The 21,074-nt window shown below is 73.5% G+C and carries 19 protein-coding genes; 7 read left to right on the top strand and 12 right to left on the bottom strand.

Going from position 1 to position 21,074, the window contains the following annotated elements; genetic code table 11:
* Window positions 1-279 precede the first annotated feature (279 nt).
* The gene (locus tag IEY56_RS09220; RefSeq protein ID WP_189036639.1) at window positions 280-1,473 is read right to left on the bottom strand and encodes a PucR family transcriptional regulator; all 1,194 of its coding nucleotides are present in this window, start codon (window positions 1,471-1,473) and stop codon (window positions 280-282) included.
* Between the two features lie 221 nt (window positions 1,474-1,694).
* On the opposite strand from IEY56_RS09220, the gene nhaA reads away from it, so the two are divergent.
* Together nhaA and IEY56_RS09210 are read left to right on the top strand one after the other, a co-directional pair.
* Window positions 1,695-3,218 carry a Na+/H+ antiporter NhaA gene (gene nhaA, locus IEY56_RS09215; RefSeq protein ID WP_189036638.1) on the top strand — a complete coding sequence of 508 codons (1,524 nt, stop codon included), beginning with the start codon at window positions 1,695-1,697 and terminating at the stop codon, window positions 3,216-3,218.
* 263 nt (window positions 3,219-3,481) lie between these two features.
* Window positions 3,482-4,354, top strand: a complete 873-nt coding sequence (locus IEY56_RS09210; RefSeq protein WP_189036637.1) for an HTD2 family dehydratase — start codon at window positions 3,482-3,484, stop codon at window positions 4,352-4,354.
* A gap of 51 nt (window positions 4,355-4,405) precedes the next feature.
* On the opposite strand, the gene IEY56_RS09205 is transcribed toward IEY56_RS09210, so the two are convergent.
* Window positions 4,406-5,590 (bottom strand): CaiB/BaiF CoA transferase family protein, encoded by a 1,185-nt coding sequence (locus tag IEY56_RS09205; RefSeq protein WP_189036636.1) that lies wholly within the window; start codon window positions 5,588-5,590, stop codon window positions 4,406-4,408.
* A gap of 133 nt (window positions 5,591-5,723) precedes the next feature.
* Here IEY56_RS09205 and IEY56_RS09200 point away from each other — a divergent pair, with 133 nt between their 5' ends.
* Complete coding sequence (locus IEY56_RS09200; RefSeq protein ID WP_189036635.1) at window positions 5,724-6,674, top strand: LysR family transcriptional regulator; 951 nt, start codon at window positions 5,724-5,726, stop codon at window positions 6,672-6,674.
* 57 nt (window positions 6,675-6,731) lie between these two features.
* Here IEY56_RS09200 and IEY56_RS09195 read toward each other — a convergent pair whose 3' ends face one another.
* Both IEY56_RS09195 and IEY56_RS09190 read right to left on the bottom strand, forming a co-directional pair.
* A complete protein-coding gene (locus IEY56_RS09195; RefSeq protein WP_189036634.1) occupies window positions 6,732-7,316 on the bottom strand; it encodes a dihydrofolate reductase family protein in 585 nt (194 codons plus the stop codon).
* Window positions 7,313-7,720: a nuclear transport factor 2 family protein gene (locus tag IEY56_RS09190; protein ID WP_189036633.1), complete on the bottom strand. Its 408-nt coding sequence runs from the start codon at window positions 7,718-7,720 to the stop codon at window positions 7,313-7,315. The genes IEY56_RS09195 and IEY56_RS09190 overlap by 4 nt, the downstream gene beginning before the upstream one ends.
* 138 nt (window positions 7,721-7,858) lie before the next feature.
* Here IEY56_RS09190 and IEY56_RS09185 point away from each other — a divergent pair, with 138 nt between their 5' ends.
* On the top strand, window positions 7,859-8,752 hold the full coding sequence (locus IEY56_RS09185; protein ID WP_189036632.1) for an ATP-dependent DNA ligase: 894 nt from the start codon (window positions 7,859-7,861) through the stop codon (window positions 8,750-8,752).
* A gap of 60 nt (window positions 8,753-8,812) precedes the next feature.
* Here IEY56_RS09185 and IEY56_RS09180 read toward each other — a convergent pair whose 3' ends face one another.
* On the bottom strand, window positions 8,813-11,032 hold the full coding sequence (locus IEY56_RS09180) for an FUSC family protein (RefSeq protein ID WP_189036631.1): 2,220 nt from the start codon (window positions 11,030-11,032) through the stop codon (window positions 8,813-8,815).
* Window positions 11,033-11,247: 215 nt separating this feature from the next.
* On the opposite strand from IEY56_RS09180, the gene IEY56_RS09175 reads away from it, so the two are divergent.
* Window positions 11,248-11,748, top strand: a complete 501-nt coding sequence (locus IEY56_RS09175; RefSeq protein WP_189036630.1) for a GyrI-like domain-containing protein — start codon at window positions 11,248-11,250, stop codon at window positions 11,746-11,748.
* Window positions 11,749-11,862: 114 nt separating this feature from the next.
* Here the strand turns inward: IEY56_RS09175 and IEY56_RS09170 are convergent, their stop codons facing one another.
* Window positions 11,863-12,399 (bottom strand): GNAT family N-acetyltransferase, encoded by a 537-nt coding sequence (locus tag IEY56_RS09170; protein WP_229711740.1) that lies wholly within the window; start codon window positions 12,397-12,399, stop codon window positions 11,863-11,865.
* Between the two features lie 603 nt (window positions 12,400-13,002).
* On the opposite strand from IEY56_RS09170, the gene IEY56_RS28360 reads away from it, so the two are divergent.
* Window positions 13,003-13,335, top strand: coding sequence for a hypothetical protein (locus IEY56_RS28360; protein WP_229711739.1), 333 nt, complete (start codon window positions 13,003-13,005; stop codon window positions 13,333-13,335).
* Window positions 13,284-13,481 (top strand): GNAT family N-acetyltransferase, encoded by a 198-nt coding sequence (locus IEY56_RS28355; RefSeq protein WP_308424128.1) that lies wholly within the window; start codon window positions 13,284-13,286, stop codon window positions 13,479-13,481. The genes IEY56_RS28360 and IEY56_RS28355 overlap by 52 nt, the downstream gene beginning before the upstream one ends.
* Window positions 13,482-13,562: 81 nt before the next feature.
* On the opposite strand, the gene IEY56_RS09160 is transcribed toward IEY56_RS28355, so the two are convergent.
* The 6 genes from IEY56_RS09160 to IEY56_RS09135 form a co-directional block, all read right to left on the bottom strand.
* Entirely contained in the window at window positions 13,563-14,708 is a 1,146-nt protein-coding gene (locus IEY56_RS09160) for a serine hydrolase domain-containing protein (RefSeq protein ID WP_189036629.1), read from the bottom strand.
* A gap of 165 nt (window positions 14,709-14,873) precedes the next feature.
* Window positions 14,874-15,524 (bottom strand): class I SAM-dependent DNA methyltransferase, encoded by a 651-nt coding sequence (locus IEY56_RS09155; RefSeq protein WP_189036628.1) that lies wholly within the window; start codon window positions 15,522-15,524, stop codon window positions 14,874-14,876.
* A gap of 106 nt (window positions 15,525-15,630) precedes the next feature.
* Complete coding sequence (locus IEY56_RS09150; RefSeq protein WP_189036627.1) at window positions 15,631-17,127, bottom strand: CoA-acylating methylmalonate-semialdehyde dehydrogenase; 1,497 nt, start codon at window positions 17,125-17,127, stop codon at window positions 15,631-15,633.
* Between the two features lie 77 nt (window positions 17,128-17,204).
* A complete protein-coding gene (gene iolD / locus IEY56_RS09145) occupies window positions 17,205-19,124 on the bottom strand; it encodes a 3D-(3,5/4)-trihydroxycyclohexane-1,2-dione acylhydrolase (decyclizing) (RefSeq protein WP_189036626.1) in 1,920 nt (639 codons plus the stop codon).
* Window positions 19,121-20,071, bottom strand: coding sequence for a 5-deoxy-glucuronate isomerase (iolB, locus tag IEY56_RS09140; protein WP_189036625.1), 951 nt, complete (start codon window positions 20,069-20,071; stop codon window positions 19,121-19,123). The genes iolD and iolB overlap by 4 nt, the downstream gene beginning before the upstream one ends.
* 114 nt (window positions 20,072-20,185) lie before the next feature.
* Window positions 20,186-21,067 (bottom strand): Cgl0159 family (beta/alpha)8-fold protein, encoded by an 882-nt coding sequence (locus IEY56_RS09135; protein WP_189036624.1) that lies wholly within the window; start codon window positions 21,065-21,067, stop codon window positions 20,186-20,188.
* Between the last annotated feature and the right edge of the window lie 7 nt (window positions 21,068-21,074).

The following is a 21,074-nucleotide window of genomic DNA, read 5'->3' as shown; positions in this document are numbered from 1 at the left end:
AAGCTGGGAACCGAGGTGCGGTCGGCAGTCGGGGAAGAGGAAGCACTGCGGCTCCGTCCACCCTCCCGGCCTTCCTTCCCGGTTGCGGCGTACGGACATGGTGACACCCGAAGTCTCAAGTGCACATTGCCAGAACTCGGCAATCTTCAAGGGGCGTTGATGTCCGGACGGCGCATCGCCCGGACCGGCTTCCGACACGTCCGCGCAGCCCAGCCGCCATGAAAGGCCGCCCCTGCCCCGCGCCGGGCCGTGGGCGCGGCATCCGGCACGACACGGCCGTCACAGCTCGTTCTCGGGCCACCCCAGCAGCCGCGCGCCCATGACCGCCGCCTCCAGCGTGAAGCGCTGCAGCGGTTCGCCCGGCGAGTAGCCCGTCAGCGTGCGGATGCGCTCCAGGCGGTAGGAGAGCGTGCGGACGCTCAGCCCAAGCCGCCGCGCCGCCTCGGCGTTGACGTAGCCCGCGGCCGCGCAGACGGCGAGCGTCTCCAGCAGGGGCGCCGCACCGCCGCGGGCCTTCGTCAGCGGCCCCAGGACCGTCGCCACGAGGTCCGCCATCGCGGCACGGTCCCGCAGCAGCACCGGGAAGACGAGCATCTCCGAAGCGCTCAGCCGGACTCCGTCCAGGCCCAGCCGGTCGGCCAGTTCGAGGGTGCCCAGTGCCTCCTCGTAGCTGCGCACCACGCCGCCCGCACCGGAGTGATCGCGGCCCACCGCCACACGCTCCGCCGCCGGATAGCCGGCGCCAGGGTGCTCGGCGAGCCGCGCGAACTGGTCCAGCACGTCGCGGTCGTTGCTCGACGCGATGCACACAAGGCGGCCGTCCTTGGTGGCCAGCAGCACGTCACGCGCGCCGAAGCGGCCGAGCAGCTCCCGCTCGATGCGCCGGACGGTGCGGTGCACGTCGTCGTACCTCTCGGCGCCGGACGCCACGGCCACCGCGTGGACGCCCGCCAGCCGGAGCCCGAAGCGCTGTGCCTGCTCCGCCAGCCGCCCCATGTCGCTGCGCCCGTACAGCAGGTCGTCGACGAACTCCCGCCGCTCGTTCTCCTCCTGGCGCATGGCGAGCCGCTGGGCACGCTCGTGCCCCTCGCCGAGCGCGCTCACCGCCGCCTCGACCGCACCCAGGATCGCGTCGCCCGTCCGGGCCCGCTCCCCCGCCGTGCCCGCCCGGGCGACGCCCGGCAGTTCGCCCCACAGCCTCCGCGTCTCCCCCAGGTAGAGCCCGACGAGCTCACGCAGGTGCACGCCGCGCTCGGCCGCCAGCTCGCCCAGCGCGCGGAAGCCGTCCAGCTCGTCGCGGCGCGGGAGCCGCCCCGTCTGCGACACCTCGGCCAGCAGCTCCGGGTAGCCGCGGGCGAAGTCCTCGTCGCGGGCGTCCGCCCCGTCGTGGGACGCGGGTCCGCCGCCGGTGCCGCCCTCTCCGGGCCGGCCCGCCCTTCCCCCGGACCCCGCCGCTGGTCTGCTGCCGGCCATCGCTCCCACTCCCCGCCCCGCCTCACTGCAGGCGCCCGTATGTCTCCTGAGGTGCGCCACAGAGTATGCGAGCCGTGGGAGAGGCCGCGGATGACGAGGGCGGAAGGGGACGGTACGGTGTCGGTACCACGTCAAGATCGATGGCGTGGCGGTGTGCCGGGAAGTCTGGTCGGCGGCGCTTACGAGCGTCCTTGCCCCCTCCCGTCTTCGGAGACCCACAGATGCCGGACAGCTCCCGATCACGCACGGCCGCCCCTCTCTTCTCCCGCCCGTCGGCACCGGAACGCCGCCGGCTCACCGAAGCGCTGCGCACCGAGACCGTGGGCGGCATGGTGCTGCTGGCCGCCGCCGTCGTGGCGCTGATCTGGGCGAACACACCGTTGAGCGCCTCCTACGAGGCTGTGCGCTCCTTCCATTTCGGGATCCCCGCGCTCGGCCTCGACCTGTCCGTGGAGCACTGGGCCTCCGACGGCGTCCTGACGCTCTTCTTCTTCGTCGCCGGCATCGAGCTGAAGCGGGAGCTCGTCACGGGCGAGCTGCGCAATCCGTCGGCCGCCGCGCTGCCCGTGGTCGCCGCACTGTGCGGCATGGTGGTGCCCGCCGCCTTCTACCTCGCCACGAACCTGGCGGGCGGCGGAGAGCTGAGCGGCTGGGCGGTGCCGATGGCCACCGACATCGCCTTCGCGCTGGGTGTCCTGGCCGTCATCGGCACGCACCTCCCGGCCGGTATCAGGGCCTTCCTGCTGACCCTCGCCATCGTCGACGACCTGGGTGCCATCGTCGTCATCGCCCTCTTCTTCACCTCCACGCTCAACTGGGCGGCCCTGGCGGGCGCGCTGGCGGGACTCGTGCTCTTCCGGATGCTGCACGTCAGGTGGCGGGTGCGCGGCTGGTACGTGTACGTGCCCCTGGCGCTCGTCATCTGGGCGCTCATGTACAACAGCGGCGTCCACGCCACGATCTCCGGTGTCGTCATGGGCATGCTGCTCAGCGTCCGTCCCCGTGAGCGCGGCCGCACGTCCGGCAGTGACGCGGCTCAGGACGCGGAGACCTCCGGCGACGACGACCCGCCGCCTTCGCCCGCCGACGAGGTCGAGCACCGGCTGCGGCCGCTGTCCGCCGGTTTCGCGGTGCCGTTCTTCGCTCTCTTCGCCGCCGGCGTCGCCGTCTCCGGTTCCGCGCTCGCCGACGTCTTCCGCGACCCCGAACCCCTGGGCGTCGTGCTGGGGCTGTTCCTGGGCAAGCTCGTGGGCGTCTTCGGCGGCACGTACCTCGCCGCCCGCTTCACCAAGGCCCGGCTCGATCCGGCGCTGTCCTGGTCGGACGTCTTCGGCATATCGATGCTCGCGGGGATCGGTTTCACGGTCTCGCTGCTGATCGCGGAGCTCGCGTTCGAAGGGAAGGCGGTGACCGAGCACGTGAAGGCCGCCGTCCTCGTCGGTTCGCTGCTCGCGGCCCTCGCGGCGTGCGTGCTGCTGAAGATGCGCGACGCGAAGTACCGGGCCCTGTGGGAGGAGGAGACCCGGGACGAGGACAAGGACACCGTCCCCGACATCGACCAGCCCGAGGACTCCGTGCTCCGCCCGGCGGAGGCGGCCCGCAGGGCGGCCGAACGCGCACGCGAGGCAGCGGAGCGGGAGCGGGAGGAGACGACGGCGCAGGACGGCGGCTCAGCGGACCGCGCGCCCCGCGGGCGGGACTTCCGGCACGGCGAGCACGGAGACGGGAGCCACGGGGCCGGCTAGGTATGCAGCCAGGCCCGTACCAGGCGGATGCGGCGCTCCTCGTGAGGGTTCCGGCCGCGACGGCGCCATGCCGGCGGCGGATACGGGCATCAGCTCTTTCTATTGTTCACGGCCCCCGGTCAGCCGGGACGATGAAGCCCGGGGACGCGGAACCTCGTCCGGCCCGCACGCCCGCACGGGACGCCCGGATGCGGGTACGGAGGGCGTACACGAGGCACCTCGGGACGGGTCCGTGCCTGCAGTTCGACGACGAGGAGTGAGCCATGGACGCCTCCCAGAGCGGGCTGCGCCCGTACGTGGAGTCGTGGAGGCCCGAGGCCGTCACGGAGACCGACGGCATGCCGCCCGCACCGGCCGCCTCGCTGTCCGCCGTCCTGGACCTGCCGGGCCCCGCGGCGGCGGAAGGCGATCCGCTGCCGCCCCTGTGGCACTGGCTGTACTTCCTGCAGTGGCCGCCCCAGAAGGAGCTCGGGGACGACGGGCATCCCGCCGACGGCCGCTTCCTGCCGCCGATCCCCGAGAGGCAGCGGATGTTCGCCGGCGGCCGCTGCCGGATCGGCGAACCCCTGCGCCTGGGCGAACCGGCCGAGCGAGTCAGCAGCCTGGACGCCGTGGAGACCAAGCAGGGAGCCTCGGGCGAGCTCCTCTTCGTCACCGTGCGCAGCGCCTACAGCCAGCTCGGCCGGACCTGTCTGGTGGAGGAGCAGGACATCGTCTACCGCTCGGGGCGGAGCGGCGGCCGGCACCCCGCGGAGCTCGACACGTCGGCCGTGCCCGACGAGGCCGGTGAGCCCTGGTCCTCCCCCCTGCGCACGGACCCGGCCCTGCTGTTCCGCTTCAGCGCCCTCACCGCGAACGCGCACCGCATCCACTACGACGCGCCCTACGCGCGGGGCGAGGAGGGCTACCCCGGCCTCGTCGTCCACGGCCCGCTGCTGGTGCTGGCGATGCTGGATCTGGTGCGCCGCGAGGCTCCGGGACGGCGTGTGACGTCCCTGTCCTACCGGTTGCGGCGTCCCGCGTTCGCGGGCGAGCCCCTGCTGGCCTGCGGTACGCCGGCGGGCGGGAGCGCCGCCCTGCGCATCGCCACTCACCGTGAGCCCCGCCACGCCACGGCGGAGGTCGCCTTCGCCTGACACCCGCCCGCGCCGCCGCCGGTCCGGTCCGCCGGTTCCGCTGCGGCGTGGTCAGACGACGCCGCCGGACTTCAGACGCTTGATCTCGCCGGCGTCCCGCCCCAGCGCGGTCAGGATCCGCTCGGTGTGCTCGCCCGCCGCGGGGACGGGGTCCATCCGCGCCTCCACTCCCGCCAGGTCCGCCGGCGGGCAGAGGGCTTCCATCTCACCGCCGGGGACGCTCACCCCGCGCCAGCGCCCGCGCTCGGCGAGCACCGGGTGGTCGAGGAAGGCCTGTACGTCGTTCACGTCCGCGTTGGCGATGCCCGCCTCGTCGAGCAGGTCCGTCACTTCGCTGCCGGCGGAGCGCCGGAAGCGTTCGGCGACGATGGCGTTCAGCTCCTCGCGGTGGGCCACACGGTCCGACCCGGTGGCGAAGCGCGGGTCGTCCACCAGCTCCGGCCGTTCGAGGAACCGCTCGCACAGGGCGGTCCACTCCCGCTCGTTCTGGATGGAGAACAGCACCTGCTTGCCGTCCGCCGCGGTGTAGGCGCCGTACGGCGCGATGGTGGCGTGCTGGGTGCCGACGCGGGGCGGCTGGGTTCCGCCGTAGAGCGTGTAGTACGCGGGCTGGCTCATCCACTCGGCGAGCGCCTCGAACAGCGAGACCTCCACGGCCCGGGCCACCCCCGTGGTGGCCCGCGTGTACAGGGCGGTGAGGACCCCGGAGTACGCGTACATGCCGGCGGCGATGTCCGCCACCGAGACCCCTGCCCGCGCGGCCTCCTCCGGGGTGCCGGTCAGCGAGACGAGGCCGGTCTGGCACTGCACGAGCAGGTCGTAGGCCTTCCGCCCGGCCCAGGGGCCGCTGGAGCCGTAGCCCGTGATCGAGCACGGGATCAGCGAGGGGAAGCGCTCTGACAGGGACTCCGCGTCCAGTCCGAGCCGTGCCGCCGCGCCCGGGGCGAGGTTCTGCACGAACACGTCCGCCTCGGCGAGCAGTTCCTCGAGGATCTCGCGTCCGGGCGGCGACTTCAGGTCCAGGGTCAGGGACTCCTTGGACCTGTTGAGCCAGACGAAGTAGCTGGACTGACCGTGCACTTTCGTGTCGTACCGGCGGGCGAAGTCGCCGCCCGCGGGCCGCTCCACCTTGATGACCCGGGCGCCGAGATCGGCGAGCTGGCGGGTGGCGAAGGGCGCGGCCACGGCCTGCTCGACGGTGACGACGGTGACGCCGGAAAGGGGGAGCTCGGTCATGCTGGGCCTCTCTGCGGGGGGACCGTGGGCGGGGAAACCCGCGGCGTTACCATCATGGGCACTCATGGCAGGGCCGGTGAAATGACGTCTCCTGATGGAGCCATGTCCGGCGGAAATGGCACGGAGTGGTCCAGTGGACTTCAGACAGCTCAAGGCGCTCGTCACCGTGGCAGAGGTGGGCAGCGTCACCCGGGCCGCGGAGCTCCTGCATCTCGTCCAGCCCGCCGTCACGCGGCAGATCCGCACGCTGGAACAGGAGTTGGGGGTGGCGCTGTTCGAGCGCACCCGGCACGGCATGAGGCCCACGGCCGCCGGGACGACCCTCGTGGAGCGTGCCCGACGGGCGCTGGCCGAACTCGACCGGGCGCGGGCGGAGATCCAGCCGACGCCGGGCGTGGTCACCGGCATCGTGACCGTCGGCCTCCTCGACAGCGCGAGCGACCTGCTGGCGGAACCCCTCGTCTCCGCCTTGGCCCGCGACCATCCCGGCGTCCAGCTGCGCCTGCTCACCGCTTACTCCGGCCACCTGCAGCAGTGGCTCGACGACGGCGACCTCGACCTCAGCCTGCTGTACGGCCTGGAGAGCAGCCCCTCGCTCAACGCGGCACCCCTCGTACGGGAGAGGCTCTGGGTCGCGGCCCCGCCCTCCGAAGCCCTGAGCGGCGACGAGCCCGTGCCCTTCGCCGAGGCCGCGACGCGACCCCTCGTCATGCCCGCGGCCGGCCACGCGCTGCGAACGCTGATCGACGGGGCGGCGGCACGCGCCGGCGTGCGGGTGGCGGAGAGCGTCCAGACCAACTCGATGCGCGCGCAGAAGCAGCTCGTACGCGCGGGCCACGGCTGGACGATCCTGCCCGCCGTCGGCATCGCCGCCGACGTCGCCGACGGCTCCCTCAGCGCCGCCCCTCTGTCCGAACCGGACGTCTGGCGTTCGATCGTGCTCGGCACTCCGAGGGCCGGACGGATGCCGGCAGCCGTCGAAGCCGTCGCCAGGGAGCTGACCCGCCAGGTCCACTCCGCCGTCCACAAGGGGCGATGGCCCTCGGCGCTCCTCGGCGGGACGGGCACTGCCCAGGAGGCCTGACGCCGTGCGCCCCGTCAGCCGTCTCCGGCGGCGGGGCCGTCGCAGCGGCCGGTGCCGTCAGGCGGCGGCCTCGTCCCGGGTGCGCTCGTGCCGCAGCAGTACGACGCCGTTGCCGAAGGTGCGGGTTCCGGCGAGGCGCAGGTCCGCTCTGGTGTCCGTCGCGTGGAAGAGGGGTCTGCCCCGGCCGAGGAGGACCGGATGGACGTAGAGGCGGTACTCGTCGATCAGGTCGCGCTCCCTGAAGGCCGCCGCGAGGGAGGCCCCGCCCAGGGCCATGTCCCCGCCCGGACGGGCCTTCAGCTCCCGGATCCCGCCGGCGTCGACGGAACGGCGGAGCGAGGTGTTCCAGCGGAGGCCGCCGGGGTCCAGCGTCCGGGAGAAGACGAACTTCGGCATCTCCCGCCAGATGCCGGCGAACTCCCTCACCGGTTCGGGGACGCCGGGGCCGGCGTCGGCGGTGGGCCAGAACTCCGCCATCAGCTCGTACGACACGCGCCCGTCGAGGAAGGCGCTCATGCCGCGGAGTTCGTCGTTGAAGTGGCGGTGCAGCTCCTCGTCGACCAGGTGCCAGTCGAGCTCGCCGCCGGGGCCCGCCATGAACCCGTCCAGCGACACGGACATCGCGACGACGATCTTTCTCATACCGCGCTCCTGTCCGGGAAGGAGTGGTGCTCGTGCGACACGAGCCACCGCCCGTGCTCCTTGCGCAGACCGAACGTGAGACGCAGCCGTCCGTCCGGGTTCTCGTGCAGCTCCCTCTCCGTTCCGCAGCGCAGCAGCGCGTGCGCGAAGGCGACGTCCTCGCCCGCTGTGACGTCCAGCGAGACGAGCTCGAACGTGGCCCCCTGCGCCTGCCACATGAAGAACGGCGGCCACGTCTCCCGGTAGTGGTCGATGCCCACCACCCCCTCCTCGGGCGGCGGGACGTCGAACATCACGATGTCGTCGGCGTGGTCGGCCAGCACGCCGTCCATGTCGCCCTCGTGCACCGCCTCTGCCCAGCGCTCGATCAGCGTTCTGATGCGTCTCTCGTCATCGGTGCTCATGGAGGTGCCGACCGCCGCCGCGGCCTCGACTCATCGCCGGCGCGGGCGCCGTCCGGGCTCGTCCACCACGGTGGCGTACGGACCGGACCCCGGCGTGGCCGCGGGAGCCCGGCGGCGGATGTCCCGAAGCTGGCCGCTGTGAGTGGTGCGCTCGTAGTGCGGTTGCCGGTGGAGCTGGTACGGCCGAGGGCGGTCGAGTCGATCCCCGACGGCCCCGGCTGGCACCACTCCGTCAAGCTCGACGGATGGCGCGTCGCTCTCGCCGTCACCGGGGAGGGCGTGCGCGTGCAGTCCCGCAGCAAGCGCGACGTCACCCCGCAGTTCCCCGAACTGGCGGCTGCCGCGGCCGGGTTGGAGGCGGGCACCGTCATCGACGGCGAAGCCGTCGTGTGGAGCGAGGAGCAGGGGCGGTTCGACTTCGAGGCTCTCCAGTCCCGGGGCCTGGCCAGACGCCCCCGTCCCGGCGCGCCCGGCGCCGTTCTCGTCGCGTTCGACCTGCTCGCCGTGCCCTACACCGATCTGCGCCCCTCCCCGCTGCGGACGCGGTGGGCCCGGCTGCGCGACGTCGTCGGGCAGGCGGGGCCCGAGATCCAGACGGTGCTGGCCACCGAGGACGCCGAACAGGCCCGCGCGTGGACGCGCGAGCTGAGGCCCCGGGGCGTCGAAGGCATCGTCTCCAAGCGCTGGGACTCCGCGTACCGGCCGGGCGACCGGCGGGCGGCGTGGCGCAAGATGCGCATCAGCGACACGGTCGACGCGCGGCTCCTCGGAGTGGTCGGTCCCGGGCGGCGACCCTGGTCCGCAGTCGTCGCGCTGCCGGACGGGCGGCGGGCGGTCACCACGCCCCGGCTGGACTCCGTCGCCGCGGCCCGGCTCGGGCAGGCCGTCGCCGGGCAGCTCGGCGAGGAGGTGCGGGACGCCGAACTGGACGTCCGCTGGAGGCCGTTGGCGGAACCGGTCACCGTGGAGGTCCGCGTCCGCACGGGCCGGGACACCCTGGTGCGCTACGCCCGCCTGCGGCCGGAGATGTGACGCGGCGCGTGGCCGGGGTGCAGGCGGCCGCTCACTCGTGCACGGACCGCCGGCCGCGCGTCACGCCGGGGCCACGGCCTCCGCGAGGTCTTCCAGCGCGTCGGCCAGCAGATCGGCGCTCCGCAGAGCGACAGAGGGCGCCGGCTGGTCCGCCTCCAGCTCCCACCACTGCGACAGGGCCGCGTGGACGGAGCCCCAGTCCAGCGGCTCGTTCTCCCGGACGGCCCTGTCCGCCGCCGGCAGCGTCTCCCGCAGCGCGGCGGCGAACTGGGCGGCCCCCGCGCTCGGTTCGGCGCTCCGCTCCGGCAAATGCGCCTCCAGCAGCATCGTCACGCGCCCTCCGGTGAGCAGCGCCGCCTGCGCGTCGGACGCCGAACGCCGCGAGAGCCTGCCGCGGTGCCGTACGGGTTCCGCGCCCGCGCGGCCGGCGGTCTCGTCCCATTCGAGACGCGCGGCCCGGGCGTCCAGCAGGGCGTCGCGCACCTTGCGGTCCGGGTGCTCCGGTGCGGGAGTGCCCGCGGGCCCCGAAGCGGCTTTGGCCGGGTCGGCGAAGCACTCCAGGACGGCGACGGTGTAACTCACCGTCGCCGAGAGCCAGTCCGCGAGCCGGTCCCGCAGGAGCGGCGTCTGCCACGCCGGGAAGACGGCGTAACTGAGCATGGCCAGCGCGCCGCCGATCGCCGTCAGCCAGATGCGTTCCAGCACGGTCTGCGACCACGTCGACCCGGCGACGCCGAGGAGGAAGACGACGTACGAGCCGATGCACGCCGAGGTGATGGCGTAACCGGTGCGCATCAGCAGGTACATGAGGCCGACGCTCACCACCGCCAGGCCCGCGCTCGCAGCGGGCGGCGGGTGGAAGAGGACCGTCACCGTGCCGGCGACGGCCACCCCGAACAGCGTCCCCACGAGGCGCGCGACCCCGCGCTCGTACGTGCGGGAGAAGTCCGGGCGCAGCACCATCACGGCGGTCAGCGGCACCCAGTAACCGTGCTCGGGCGGCAGGGACTTGCCGATCAGGTAGCCGACGGCGACGACGACCCCGACGCGGACGGCGTGCCGGCACACCGGCGACGACCAGCGCAGTTCGCGGCGGAACGTGCGCAGCGCGAGGGGCACCAGCGCGGTCAGCGACGGCTGGCTCAGGTGCCGCGGCGGGGGGATCTTCACCGGCCGGCCCCGCGCGTCGGGGTCCACGTAGACGTCGGCGTCGTCGGCGCTGCCGGAGCGGGCGGGCATGTGCCACGTCGCACGCGGGACGAGCGGCAGCCGGCGGGTGACCTCGACGGGCTCCTGCGCGGCGTCGACGGCGTCCTCGGTCAGGGCGATCAGCCGCATGCCCGCCTTGCGCGCGGGCCCGTTGAGCTCCGGCCCCGTCTCCGGAACCTGCAGCACCTCGAGGGCGTCCGCCGGGATGCGCACGCGCTCGGCGCGGCGGATCGCGCGTGCGGTGGCGTCCAGCACCGTCGCCGCCGCCGCGAGCAGCTCCCGCACCCGCTCGCGCTCCCGCCCCACCATGGGCGCTCCCACGTACGGGTCGGCGAGGGAGGCCAGCACCGGCCGGAACCGTTCGGCGAGGCCCCGGTACCCGCCGAGCTGCCGCGGGCGGCGGCGCGCCTGGCGCGGGGAGACGGCGGCGGCGCTGCGCGCCTTCATCAGCGGCTCGGGGTCGAAGGGCGCGCTCGGATCGTGCCGGAGGCGTCGCGCGTAGTCGGCGACGCCGGCCAGCGCGTCGGCCAGCGCGTCGCGCCGCTCACCCCAGCGCCGTACGGGGAACAGCACGATCAGCGCGGCCTGCACACACCCGCCGGCCGCGATGAGCGCCGCGTGCGCGAGCGCGCCGAGCAGCGTGGTGGGGAGGGTGACGGTGACGAGCATGACCGCGACCGTGGAGGCGGCCACGACGCCCGCGGTCGGCCCCACGCCCCAGGCCATGCCGGCCGCGAACGCCCATGCTGCGAGCAGCAGTACGAACACGAGCGGGTTCCCCGACGCCAGGAAGCCCACGAACGTGGAGAGCGCCAGCCCCGCCGCCGCGGACAGGGCCAGCACGGGGCGGGGCCGCCAGCTCCGCTGGAAGGTGGCCACGCCGGAGGAGAAGGCACCGAAGGCGGAGGAGACGGCGAGCTCCGGCGACCCCGCCCAGAGCGTCAGCCCGACGACGATGCCGACGCCGACCGCTCCGCGGAGCGCGATGAGCGGGTGGATGGAGGTGCGCTCGACCGACAGGCCGGCCCGGGCGGTCTCTCCGATCGCTCGGATCCAGGGCACGGCCTTCATACGCACGAGGATACGGGGACGGCCGAGGTCAGAGGGGTGGCGGTGCGCCGCCCCGAACCGGGACGCCCGCCGCCCGTGCCGCCGGGCCGCGCATCTCCGGCCCGGGCCGATGAGTTCGCCCCGGCCCGCCGGTCGGAATCGGGAGCGGAGCGGCGGCGCATGTCCGTGCCCGTCCGCACAGCCGCACAGCCGCACTTCCGACCGAGGAGAGACCGATGACCGGCAGCACACCCGGAAGCGAGTCCGCATCCGGAGCCCCGACGCCCGAACTCGTCACCGTGGGACAGGCCGTCACGGCCGTCGTCCGGGGCGTGGTGCCCACGGCTGGGTTGCGCGACTTCTTCGACGGCTCGTTCCGTGAACTGGCAGCCGTCGTCTCGAAGCAGCAACTCGCCCTCCAGGGGCCCGCGTTCGCGCTGTACCACGGCGTCCCGGGCGATACGGCCGACCTGGAGGTCGGCTTCACCACGGACCGTCCCGTCACACCCGAGGGCCAGGTGGCCCCCGGAACGCTCCCCGCCGCGCGCGTCGCCCGCGTGGTCCACTGCGGCTCGTTCGACGCTCTGGGCAACTCCTGGGGGCGGCTGGGCGCCTGGATCGGCGAGCAGGGGATGACGCCGGGCGAGGACATGTGGGAGTGCTACCTCACGGAGCCCTCCCCGGACATGGACCCGGACGACCTGCGCACCGAGCTCAACTGGCCCGTGCGGGACTGACGTACGGGCTCGGTCGGCCTCTTTTGCGCCCGGGCGAGCCCCGGGCCCGACGCGCGGCGGCGGGACGGTCGTCGCGGCCGCCCCGCCGCCGCTCACAGCGCTACGGCAGTGGGCTCACCGGCCGGACTGCCCGTCCCGCCCGGCCCTTCCGCGCAGCGGTCCGGTACGGAACCGCACGGTCTGCCCGCGGGTTTCGGCCGGGTGGAGTCCCGCCTTCTCCAGTACGCGGACCGACGCCCGGTTCGCGGGCTCGACTTCGGCCCGCACCTCGTCCACGGACGGCGAGGACAGCGCGAACGCCACCAGGGCACGGACGGCCTCGGGGGCGTAACCGCGGCCCCTACGGGAGGGAACGACGCCGTAACCGAACTCGACGGTGCCGGCGTCCGGTGGCCAGAACAGCCCGATGGAGCCGACCACAAGTCCCGTGGCCCGCTCGAGGATCTGCCGCTGGCCGTGCTCACCGCGGGAAGCCGGGTGCGCCTCGACGAAGCCCGCGATGACGCGGTCGCCGTCGGCGGGAAAGTCCTCCGCCCAGTGGGGCAGACGCTCGTCCCGGTTCACGGCGGCAGTGTCGGCGGTCGGCCAACTGCGCAGCCGCAGGCGGTCCGTGAGCAGATCTCTTCCGTCGGTGGTGAAGGAATTCGACACGCGATTCTCCTGGTCGCTGGGGCGACCGGGCCGCGCGCTCAGCGCAGGGCGGCCCGGACAGGGGCATGCTGACGGAGCTCACGGCGAGCCATATTCATCAACCTCCCTTGTCTCGGCGGCAGTTCGCGGTCGCGTCACAGCGCCGGAGCGCAGGATACCAACCCGGCCGCCCGCGCCCGGGCCGTCTTGCCCGTCCCAGGCGGTCCTCAGACGCGGCGAAAGCTCCGCTTCGGCGAGTGGACGACCACGCTCCCGGTCCCGCCAGGAGCTTCCGCGTGGTCGTCTGCCTGTCCGTCCCCCTCGACGGGCCCCGCATCCCCAGGACTAGCCTGCGAGCCCTGGGCGGCAGCGGGGACAGCGAGTGGCCACCTTCCGCCGCCTTTTCGCGACCCGGTCCGGCGGTGAGAGGTTCCGCGCGGGCGATGTCGCTCTCGCACCCAGGAGCGACGAGTGCTGCGCCCAGGGACCGCGGCGTCCGTAGTCTTCCGTAAGGCCCTTGCAGGAGAGGGAAGCCGAGCGGATTCCCTGTGTGCGAGACCGCGGTGAGGCGGACCGGCTCGGGAGTCCGGCGACCCGGGACGAGCGTCGGAGAGTGAACTGACCGTGGGATGTGACAACGACGCCGCGATCCGTCCCGTACGCCCCGGGGAGCTGGAGGCCGTCGCCCTGCTCCGGTGGCGGTGGATGGCGGAGGCCGGCGGCGAATCGGCGGCGGCACGCGAGGAGTTCGTGGCCCACTTCGCCGCCTGGGCCGAGGCTTGTGCGTCCTCCCACCGCTGCCTGGTCGCGGTACGCGCGGAGACCGTCGTGGGAATGGCGTGGCTGGCGGTCACGGAGCGGGTGCCGCACCCCGGCGCCCTCGTGCGGGCGTCCGGTGACGTCCAGTGCGTGTACGTCGTCCGGGAGAGCGCGGCAGCGGGCTGGGGAGCCGCCTGATCGACGCCGTAGTGGCGCCGGCACGCGAGGCGGGGCTCGAACGCGTGACGGTCCACTCCGGCGACAGGGCGGTCCCGGCGTACGCACGCCGCGGATTCGCCGTCTCCCCGCGCCTTCTCCAGACGGAGCCCGTCCCGCGGACGTGAACACGGCGGGCAGAACCGTGAGTTGACGGTCCGGGACTTCATGGCCCGCCTCCGCGCCCGACGGCGGCTCCCTTCCGGGCCTCACACCTCCGCCGCGTACCGCCAGAAGTCGCGCATCCCCTCCGGCGCCACCGGTGACGTCAGCTCCAGCTGGGTGAGGAGGAGGGTCACGGTGCCGGTGGCGGGGACGATGTGCCCGGCCGTACCGGAGCCTCCGACCCAGCCGTAGCGGCCCGGCACGTTCCACGGATCTCTGCGCTCGACGTCGACCGAGCCCCCGAAGCCCCAGCCCTGGCCTTCCAGGAACAGCGCACCCTGCTCGCGCTGCGCGGGGGTGAGATGGTCCGTGGTCATCAGCCGCACCGACTCGGGGGACAGCAGCCGGCGGCCGCCGGCGCTCCCGCCGGCGAGGAGCATCCGCGCGAAGGCGTGCCAGTCGTCGGCCGTGGAGACCAGCCCGCCGCCGCCGGACGGGAACGCGGGCAGGCTGCTCCACTGCCCCTCGGGTGCGTCGGCCGGCTCCGTCCCGTCCGGTCCCGCCCGGTAGAGACCGGTGAACCGGCCGAGCTTGCCGGCAGGGACGTGAAAGCCCGTGTCGGACATGCCGAGCGGTTCGAAGAGCCGCTCGGCGAGGAACTCGTGCAGCTGCATGCCCGACGCACGCGCGACGAGCACCCCCTGGATGTCCGAGCAGACGTGGTACAGCCAGCCCTCGCCCGGCTGGTGCAGCAGGGGGACGCGGGAGAGCCGCGCCATCCACTCGTCCGGCGGCGCGGCCCTCTGAGGCTCCATCGGGGAGAAGTCCAGTTCGCTGAACAGCAGCTTGACGGCGGGCAGTTCGAAGTCGGACGGAAATCCGTACCCGGCCCGGAAAGTGAGCAGGTCGAGGACGGTGACCGGCCGGGACGCCGGCACCACGTCGTCGGCAGGGCCGGACGGACGGCGCACCACGACCGGCGACGCCAGCTCCGGAAGCCAGTCCGCGACCGGGTCCTCCAGCGCGAAGCGGCCCTCCTCCAACAGCACCATGACCGCCGCCGCGGTGACGGGCTTCGTCAGCGAGGCGAGCCGGAAGACGGAGTCCCTGGACATCGGGACGGTCCCCGCGGTGTCGGCGAAGCCTGCCGCCGACACCTCCGTGCGGTCCCCGCGAGCCACGAGTCCCACCGCTCCCGGAGCCCGCCCGGGGCCGGTCTGCTTCGCCAAGACGTCGTGCAGAGCGCTCATCGTTTTCCTTCCGGAGTGTGCTGGCCGGAAGGACGACCTCGTCCGGGGCGCGAACTCATCGTTCACCTGCGGGACGTGCCCTACGAAGCGCACGGGGCGACCGGACAGCGGCCGGACCGGGAGTGAAGCGGGGATCGACGCGGCGCCAGGGCTCCCCCTTGAGCGCTACTCCTTGCGGGACAGCAGAAACGCCTGGGGCGTCGTCTCCATCCCGCGGTCGTCGGGCTCCCGCGACAGCCGGGCCTGTACGGGCAGTCCGGCCTCGGCGAGCAGCTCCGCGACGAATTCGGGCTGCCGCCGGTGGAAGTCGAGGGAGACCTTGTGGCCGAGGGGGCGGTCCAGGTAGATGGGTTCGTCGCCGATCTGGAAAGCGAACAGCGCGTGGCCTCCGGTCACGAGCAGCCGGTGGAACTCGGCGAAGAGCTGCGGCAGCAGGTCGTCGGGGGTGTGGATGATCGAGTGCCAGGTCACGATTCCGCTGAGCGTGCCGTCCGGCCGGTCCAGGTCCGTCATGGTGCCCTCTTCGAACCGGAGGCCGGGATGCGTCCGCCGGGCCAGTGCGACCATCTCCGGCGACAGGTCGACCCCGTGGGCGCTCAGCCCCAGCCCCTGCAGGTGGGCGGTGACCCGGCCGGGACCGCAGCCGAGGTCGGCGACAGGGCCGCCTCCCGCGTGCCGCACGAGTTCCGCGAAGGCGGTGAGCATGGCGCGGTCCAGCGGCTTCGCGTCGAGCTCGTCGTGGAAGCGCGCGGCGTAGTCGACGGCGACGGCGTCGTAGAACGTCCGTATGCCGCTCAGGTGATCGGGCTGGGTCACAGCGGGGAAGATAACAGTCCCAACCACGCTTCGTGCGCACCCAGTTGAGCACAGCGAGGCCCCGCCCGGACGATTCCGGGCAGGGCCTCGCTCAGCGGCGTCCGGTCTACGACGAGGTCGGGAAGCCCAGGTTGATGCCGCCGCTCTCGGCCGGGTCCGGCCAGCGGGTCGTGATCACCTTGCCGCGCGTGTAGAAGGCGATGCCGTCGTTGCCGTAGATGTGCAGGTCACCGAAGAGGGAGTCCTTCCAGCCGCCGAACGAGTGGTGGCCGACGGGCACCGGAATGGGCACGTTGACGCCCACCATCCCGGCCTCGACCTCCAGCTGGAAGCGGCGGGCGGCGCCGCCGTCGCGGGTGAAGATGGCGGTCCCGTTGCCCCAGCGGCTGCTGTTGATGAGGCTGAGGCCCTCCTCGTAGGTGTCCGCGCGGACCACGCACAGCACCGGGCCGAAGATCTCGTCCCGGTAGGCGTCCATGTCCGGGGAGACCTTGTCGAGGAGCGATACGCCGAGGAAGAAGCCGTCCTCGTGACCGTCCACGGTGTAGCCGGTGCCGTCGACGACGACGTCGGCGCCCTGGCCGCGTGCCCCGTCCACGTAGGAGGCGACCTTGTCGCGGTGCTCGCGGGTGATCAGGGGGCCCATTTCGGAGGACGGGTCGTCGCCGGGGCCGATGCGCAGCTTCTTCGCACGGTCGGCGATCTTCGCCACGAGTTCGTCGCCCGTGTCGCCGACGGCGACCACGACGGACACGGCCATGCAGCGCTCCCCCGCGGAGCCGTACGCGGCGTTGATGGCGTTGTCGGCGGCGAAGTCCAGGTCGGCGTCGGGGAGTACGAGCATGTGGTTCTTGGCGCCGCCGAGCGCCTGGACCCGCTTGCCGTGCGCCACGGCCTCCGACTGGATGTACTTCGCGATCGGCGTCGAGCCGACGAAGCTGACTGCCGCGACGTCGGGGTGCGACAGCAGGCGGTCCACAGCGACCTTGTCGCCGTTGACGACGTTGAGGACGCCCTCGGGAAGCCCTGCCTCCGCGGCGAGTTCGGCCAGCCGGTACGGCGCGGACGGGTCCTTCTCGCTGGGCTTCAGCACGAAGGTGTTACCGCAGGCGATGGCGAGCGGGAACATCCACATCGGCACCATGGCCGGGAAGTTGAACGGCGTGATGCCCGCGACCACACCGACCGGCTGGCGGATGGACGCGACGTCGACGCGGGTGGAGACCTGCGTCGACAGCTCGCCCTTGAGCTTCTCCGGGATTCCGCAGGCCAGTTCGAGGATCTCCATGCCGCGCGCGACCTCGCCCAGCGCGTCGGAGTGCACCTTGCCGTGCTCGGACGTGATCAGCGCCGCGATCTCGTCGCGGTGCGCGTCGAGCAGCTCGCGGTACTTGAACAGGAACGCGGTGCGCTTCGCCAGCGAGCTCTGCGACCACTCCCCGTACGCCCGCCGGGCGGCGTCCACGGCGGAGTCGACCTCCTCGGCGGAGGCGAGGGCCACGTGCGTGGGCTGGGCGCCGGTCGCCGGGTTGTAGACCGGGCCGACGTTGCCGGAGACGGACTCGACGCTCTTGCCGCCGATCCAGTGTCCGAGGGTCTTCATGGAGTGGGGCCTTTCTTCAGGGAGTTGCGAGTCTGCGGGGGTATGGGTGCGGGGCCGGCGCCCGGCGTCGCGGGCGTTCACAGGTGGCGGCGCCTGGCCGAGGCATGGCGTTCGTACTCCTCACGCGCCTTGCGCGCCGCCGGACGTCCGGAGGTCTCGGCGACGACGACGTCCCACCAGGCCGTGGGCCCCGGGGCCGCCGGCGCGGCCGGGCCGGTCTCCGTCTCGACGTACACGCACGTCGGCCGGCTGGACGCCCGTGCCTGCGCGAGCCCGGTGCGCAGCTCGCCGAGGTTCTCCGCGCGGATGACGTCCATGCCCAGCGAGGCGGCGTTGGCGGCGAGATCGACGGGAAGCGGCTCGCCCGTGTAGCCGCCGTCCGCGGCGCGGTGGCGGTAGGCGGTGCCGAAGCGTTCGGCGCCCGTCAGCTCGGACAAGCCGCCGATGGAGGCGTAACCGTGGTTCTGCAGCAGCACCACGTTGATGTCGACGCCTTCCTGGACGGCCGTGACCAGCTCCGTCGGCTGCATGAGGTACGTTCCGTCGCCGACGAGGGCCCACACGGGCGCCTCCGGGGCGGCGAGCCGCACGCCGATGGAGCCGGGGATCTCGTAGCCCATGCAGGAGTAGCCGTACTCCAGGTGGTACTGCCGGGGAGAGCGGGCCCGCCACAGCTTGTGCAGGTCGCCGGGGAGGGAGCCCGCGGCGTTCACGACGACGTCGTCGTCGCCCACCACCGCGTCCAGGGCGCCCAGTACCTGCGCCTGCGTGGGCCGCACGCCCTCGTCCTTCGCGGCGTACGCCGAGTCCACGACGCGTTCCCAGCGGGCCTTGGCCTGGGCGTACTCGTCCTCGTAGGCGGCGGCGACGCGGTGGCCGAGCAGTTCGCCCGCCAGTGCCTCCAGCCCCGCGCGCGCGTCGGCGACGAGCGTCTGCCCCGCCATCTTGTGCGCGTCGAACGCGGCGACGTTGATGTTGAGGAAGCGGACGCCGGGTTCGGCGAACAGCGTGTTGGAGGCCGTCGTGAAGTCGCTGTAGCGGGTGCCCGCTCCGATGACGAGGTCGGCGGTGCGGGCCAGCTCGTTCGCGGCGGCCGTGCCGGTGTGGCCGACCCCGCCGACGTCGGCGGGGTGGTCGTGACGCAGGGAGCCCTTGCCCGCCTGGGTGCTGGCGACGGGGATGCCGGTGGCGTCGGCCAGCGCGCGCAGCGCGTCTTCGGCCTCGCTGTGGTGCACACCGCCGCCCGCGATGATCAGCGGCCGCCGCGCGGCACGCACGGCCTCAGCGGCGGCGGCGACCTCGGCGGCCTCCGGGGCCTGGCGGCGTACGCGCCAGACGCGCTCCGCGAAGAACTCCGCGGGCCAGTCGTACGCCTCCGCTTGCACGTCCTGCGGCAGCGCGAGCGTGACGGCGCCGGTCTCGACCGGGTCGGCCAGGACGCGCATCGCCTGGAGCGCCGCCGGGATCAGCGCCTCCGGGCGGTGCACGCGGTCGAAGTAGCGGGAGACGGGGCGCAGGGCGTCGTTGACGGACACGTCGCCCGCCCAGGGCACTTCGAGCTGCTGGAGCACGGGGTCGGCGGGGCGGGTGGCGAAGGTGTCGCCGGGCAGCAGCAGCACAGGGATGCGGTTGACGGTGGCGAGGGCCGCGCCGGTGACGAGGTTGGTGGCACCGGGACCGATCGAGGTGGTGACGGCGTGGGCCGAGAGGCGGTTGCGCTGGCGGGCGTATCCGACCGCCGCGTGCACCATGGCCTGCTCGTTGCGGCCCTGCAGGAAGCGGAGGGGCGCGCCGTCCCCCTGGCCGCTCTCCACCAGCGCCTGCCCGAGGCCCGCGACGTTGCCGTGCCCGAAGATGCCCCAGCAGGCGTCGACGAGACGGTGCCGCTGCCCGTCGCGTTCGGTGTACTGCGCGGACAGGAAGCGGACGAGGGCCTGGGCGACGGTCAGCCGCAGCGTCGCGTCCCCGGCGCCCGTCCTGGTCTCTGCTGAGCTCACTTGCCGTCCTCCCCTTCCACTGTCGGCGCCTCGTAGAGCGGAAGCCTTGGATCGACAGGCTGGTGCTCCCAGCTGCCTCGGATCCAGGCGTGGTCTGGATGGTCGCAGATAAGCCACGCACGCTCCAGCCCCGGACCGGCCATCACGTTCAGGTAGTACATGTCGTGGCCGGGGGCGGCCATCGACGGCCCGTGCCAGCCGTCCGGGATCAGGACGGCGTCGCCGTCGCGCACCTCGGCGAGCACGTCCGTGGAGCTGCCCGGGCCGGAGGGCGAGACGCGCTGGTAACCGAGGCCGGGGATCGCCTCCTCGCCGGTGCGGTGGGGGGCGATCTCGAAGTAGTAGATCTCCTCCAGCTCGCTCTCCACGCCCGGCCGGTGCTCGTCGTGCTTGTGCGGCGGGTACGAGGACCAGTTGCCGCCCGGCGTGAGCACCTCCACGGCGATGAGCTGGTCCGCCTCGAACACCCCTGCCGCGGCGAAGTTGTTGACCTGCCGGGAGCAGGTGCCGCTGCCGCGCAGCTCGACGGGGACGCCGGACGCCGGCCCGTACCGCGCGGGCAGGCGCCGGGTGCAGCGGGCGCCGGTGAGCGCGAAACGGCCGCCGGCCTCGCTCGTGACGGTGGCCTTCGCGTCCCGCGGCACGTAGGCGAAGTCGCTGACGCCGTCGAAGACGCTCCGGCGCCCTCGCAGGGAGAACGCGGCCTCCTCGGTGGTGACGGAGCAGCCGCCGCTCAGCGGCAGGACGATCCATTCGCTGTCCCCGGCGCCGAACTCGTGCGAGCCGCCGGGTTCCAGCTCCAGCACGCGCAGCGAGGAGTACCCCCAGCCGGCACGTGCGGGGTCCACATCCAGGGCGTACGGCCCGGCGGCGGCGCTGCCCGCCCGCAGGTGCAGCCCGCTGCCCGTCCCCGGCGTCGCGGGCGTTCCTTCAGTGCTGCCAGTCATGTTCGTCATCCTCGACTCTCTGCCGCTCCGGAAACATCGGGTCGTGGCCGCCTGGGGGCCGCGCACCGCCGTGCGGGACCGTCCGTCCCGCGGCGGCCCCGGCGGGCCGCCGTCTCAGAGGAGCCCCACGGCGGTGTCCACGGCGGCGGCCACGTCGCCGTCCGCCGGGTAGAGCAGGGACCGTCCGGCGACCAGCCCCCGCACCGTCGGGAGGCGCAGCGCCGAGCGCCACTTCTCGTACGCGCCGTCCTGGTCGCCGTTCGTCTCGCCGCCGAGGAGGACGACCGGCAGCGTGGAGGTCTCGGCGACCCAGGCCATGTCGTCGGGGTTCTCGGCCACCGGCAGCTTCAGCCAGGTGTACGCGGACGTGCCTCCGAGCCCGGAGGCGATGGCGATGGAACGGGTGACGGCCTCGGCGCTCAGGTCGTTGGTCACGGCTCCGCCCACGCGGCGCGAGATGAAGGGCTCGACGAAGACGGGCAGCCGTTGTCCGGCCATCTCGTCGACCGCCCGGGCGGTGGCGACCATCGTGGACAGCGAGCCCGGGTCGTCGTAGTCGATGCGCAGCAGCGCCTTGCCCGCGTCGAAGCGGAGCCGCGCTATGTCCTGGGCCCGGTACCCCGTGAACCTGTCGTCCAGCTCGAAACGCGCGCCGTAGAGGCCGCCGCGGTTCATGGAGCCCATGACGATCTTGTCCTCGAGGGCGCCGAGCAGCAGCAGGTCCTCCAGGATGTCCGCGGTCGCCAGCACGCCGTCCACGCCGGGACGGGAGAGCGCCAGCGTCAGCCGCTCCAGCAGTTCGCCCCTGTTGGCCATGGCGAGCGGGCTGCCGCCCGTGCCCAGGGCCCCGCGCGCCGGATGGTCCGCGGCGACGATCATCAACCGGCCGCTGCCGCCCACCAGGGGGCGGCGGGCGCGTCTGGCGGCAGCCTCCGCGATCGCCTCCGGGTGGCCGGCCCGAACGGCGGAGAGGTCACGGATGCTGATGCTGCTCAAGGGGACT

Origin of the sequence: Streptomyces daqingensis (assembly GCF_014645895.1) — a bacterium.
Classification (GTDB): domain Bacteria; phylum Actinomycetota; class Actinomycetes; order Streptomycetales; family Streptomycetaceae; genus Streptomyces; species Streptomyces daqingensis.
The sequence above is the reverse complement of the archived record's forward strand: the minus strand, read 5'-3'. Positions and strand labels throughout refer to the sequence as shown.

Excerpts from the sequence above, each read along its gene's own strand:
- IEY56_RS09210 (WP_189036637.1), top strand. The coding sequence starts at position 3,482 with ATGGACGCCTCCCAGAGCGGGCTGCGCCCGTACGTGGAGTCGTGGAGG.
- nhaA (WP_189036638.1), top strand. The coding sequence starts at position 1,695 with ATGCCGGACAGCTCCCGATCACGCACGGCCGCCCCTCTCTTCTCCCGC.
- IEY56_RS09195 (WP_189036634.1), bottom strand. The coding sequence starts at position 7,316 with ATGAGAAAGATCGTCGTCGCGATGTCCGTGTCGCTGGACGGGTTCATG.
- IEY56_RS09190 (WP_189036633.1), bottom strand. The coding sequence starts at position 7,720 with ATGAGCACCGATGACGAGAGACGCATCAGAACGCTGATCGAGCGCTGG.
- IEY56_RS09150 (WP_189036627.1), bottom strand. The coding sequence starts at position 17,127 with ATGAAGACCCTCGGACACTGGATCGGCGGCAAGAGCGTCGAGTCCGTC.
- iolB (WP_189036625.1), bottom strand. The coding sequence starts at position 20,071 with ATGACTGGCAGCACTGAAGGAACGCCCGCGACGCCGGGGACGGGCAGC.
- IEY56_RS09220 (WP_189036639.1), bottom strand. The coding sequence starts at position 1,473 with ATGGCCGGCAGCAGACCAGCGGCGGGGTCCGGGGGAAGGGCGGGCCGG.
- IEY56_RS09180 (WP_189036631.1), bottom strand. The coding sequence starts at position 11,032 with ATGAAGGCCGTGCCCTGGATCCGAGCGATCGGAGAGACCGCCCGGGCC.
- IEY56_RS09175 (WP_189036630.1), top strand. The coding sequence starts at position 11,248 with ATGACCGGCAGCACACCCGGAAGCGAGTCCGCATCCGGAGCCCCGACG.
- IEY56_RS09160 (WP_189036629.1), bottom strand. The coding sequence starts at position 14,708 with ATGAGCGCTCTGCACGACGTCTTGGCGAAGCAGACCGGCCCCGGGCGG.
- IEY56_RS09205 (WP_189036636.1), bottom strand. The coding sequence starts at position 5,590 with ATGACCGAGCTCCCCCTTTCCGGCGTCACCGTCGTCACCGTCGAGCAG.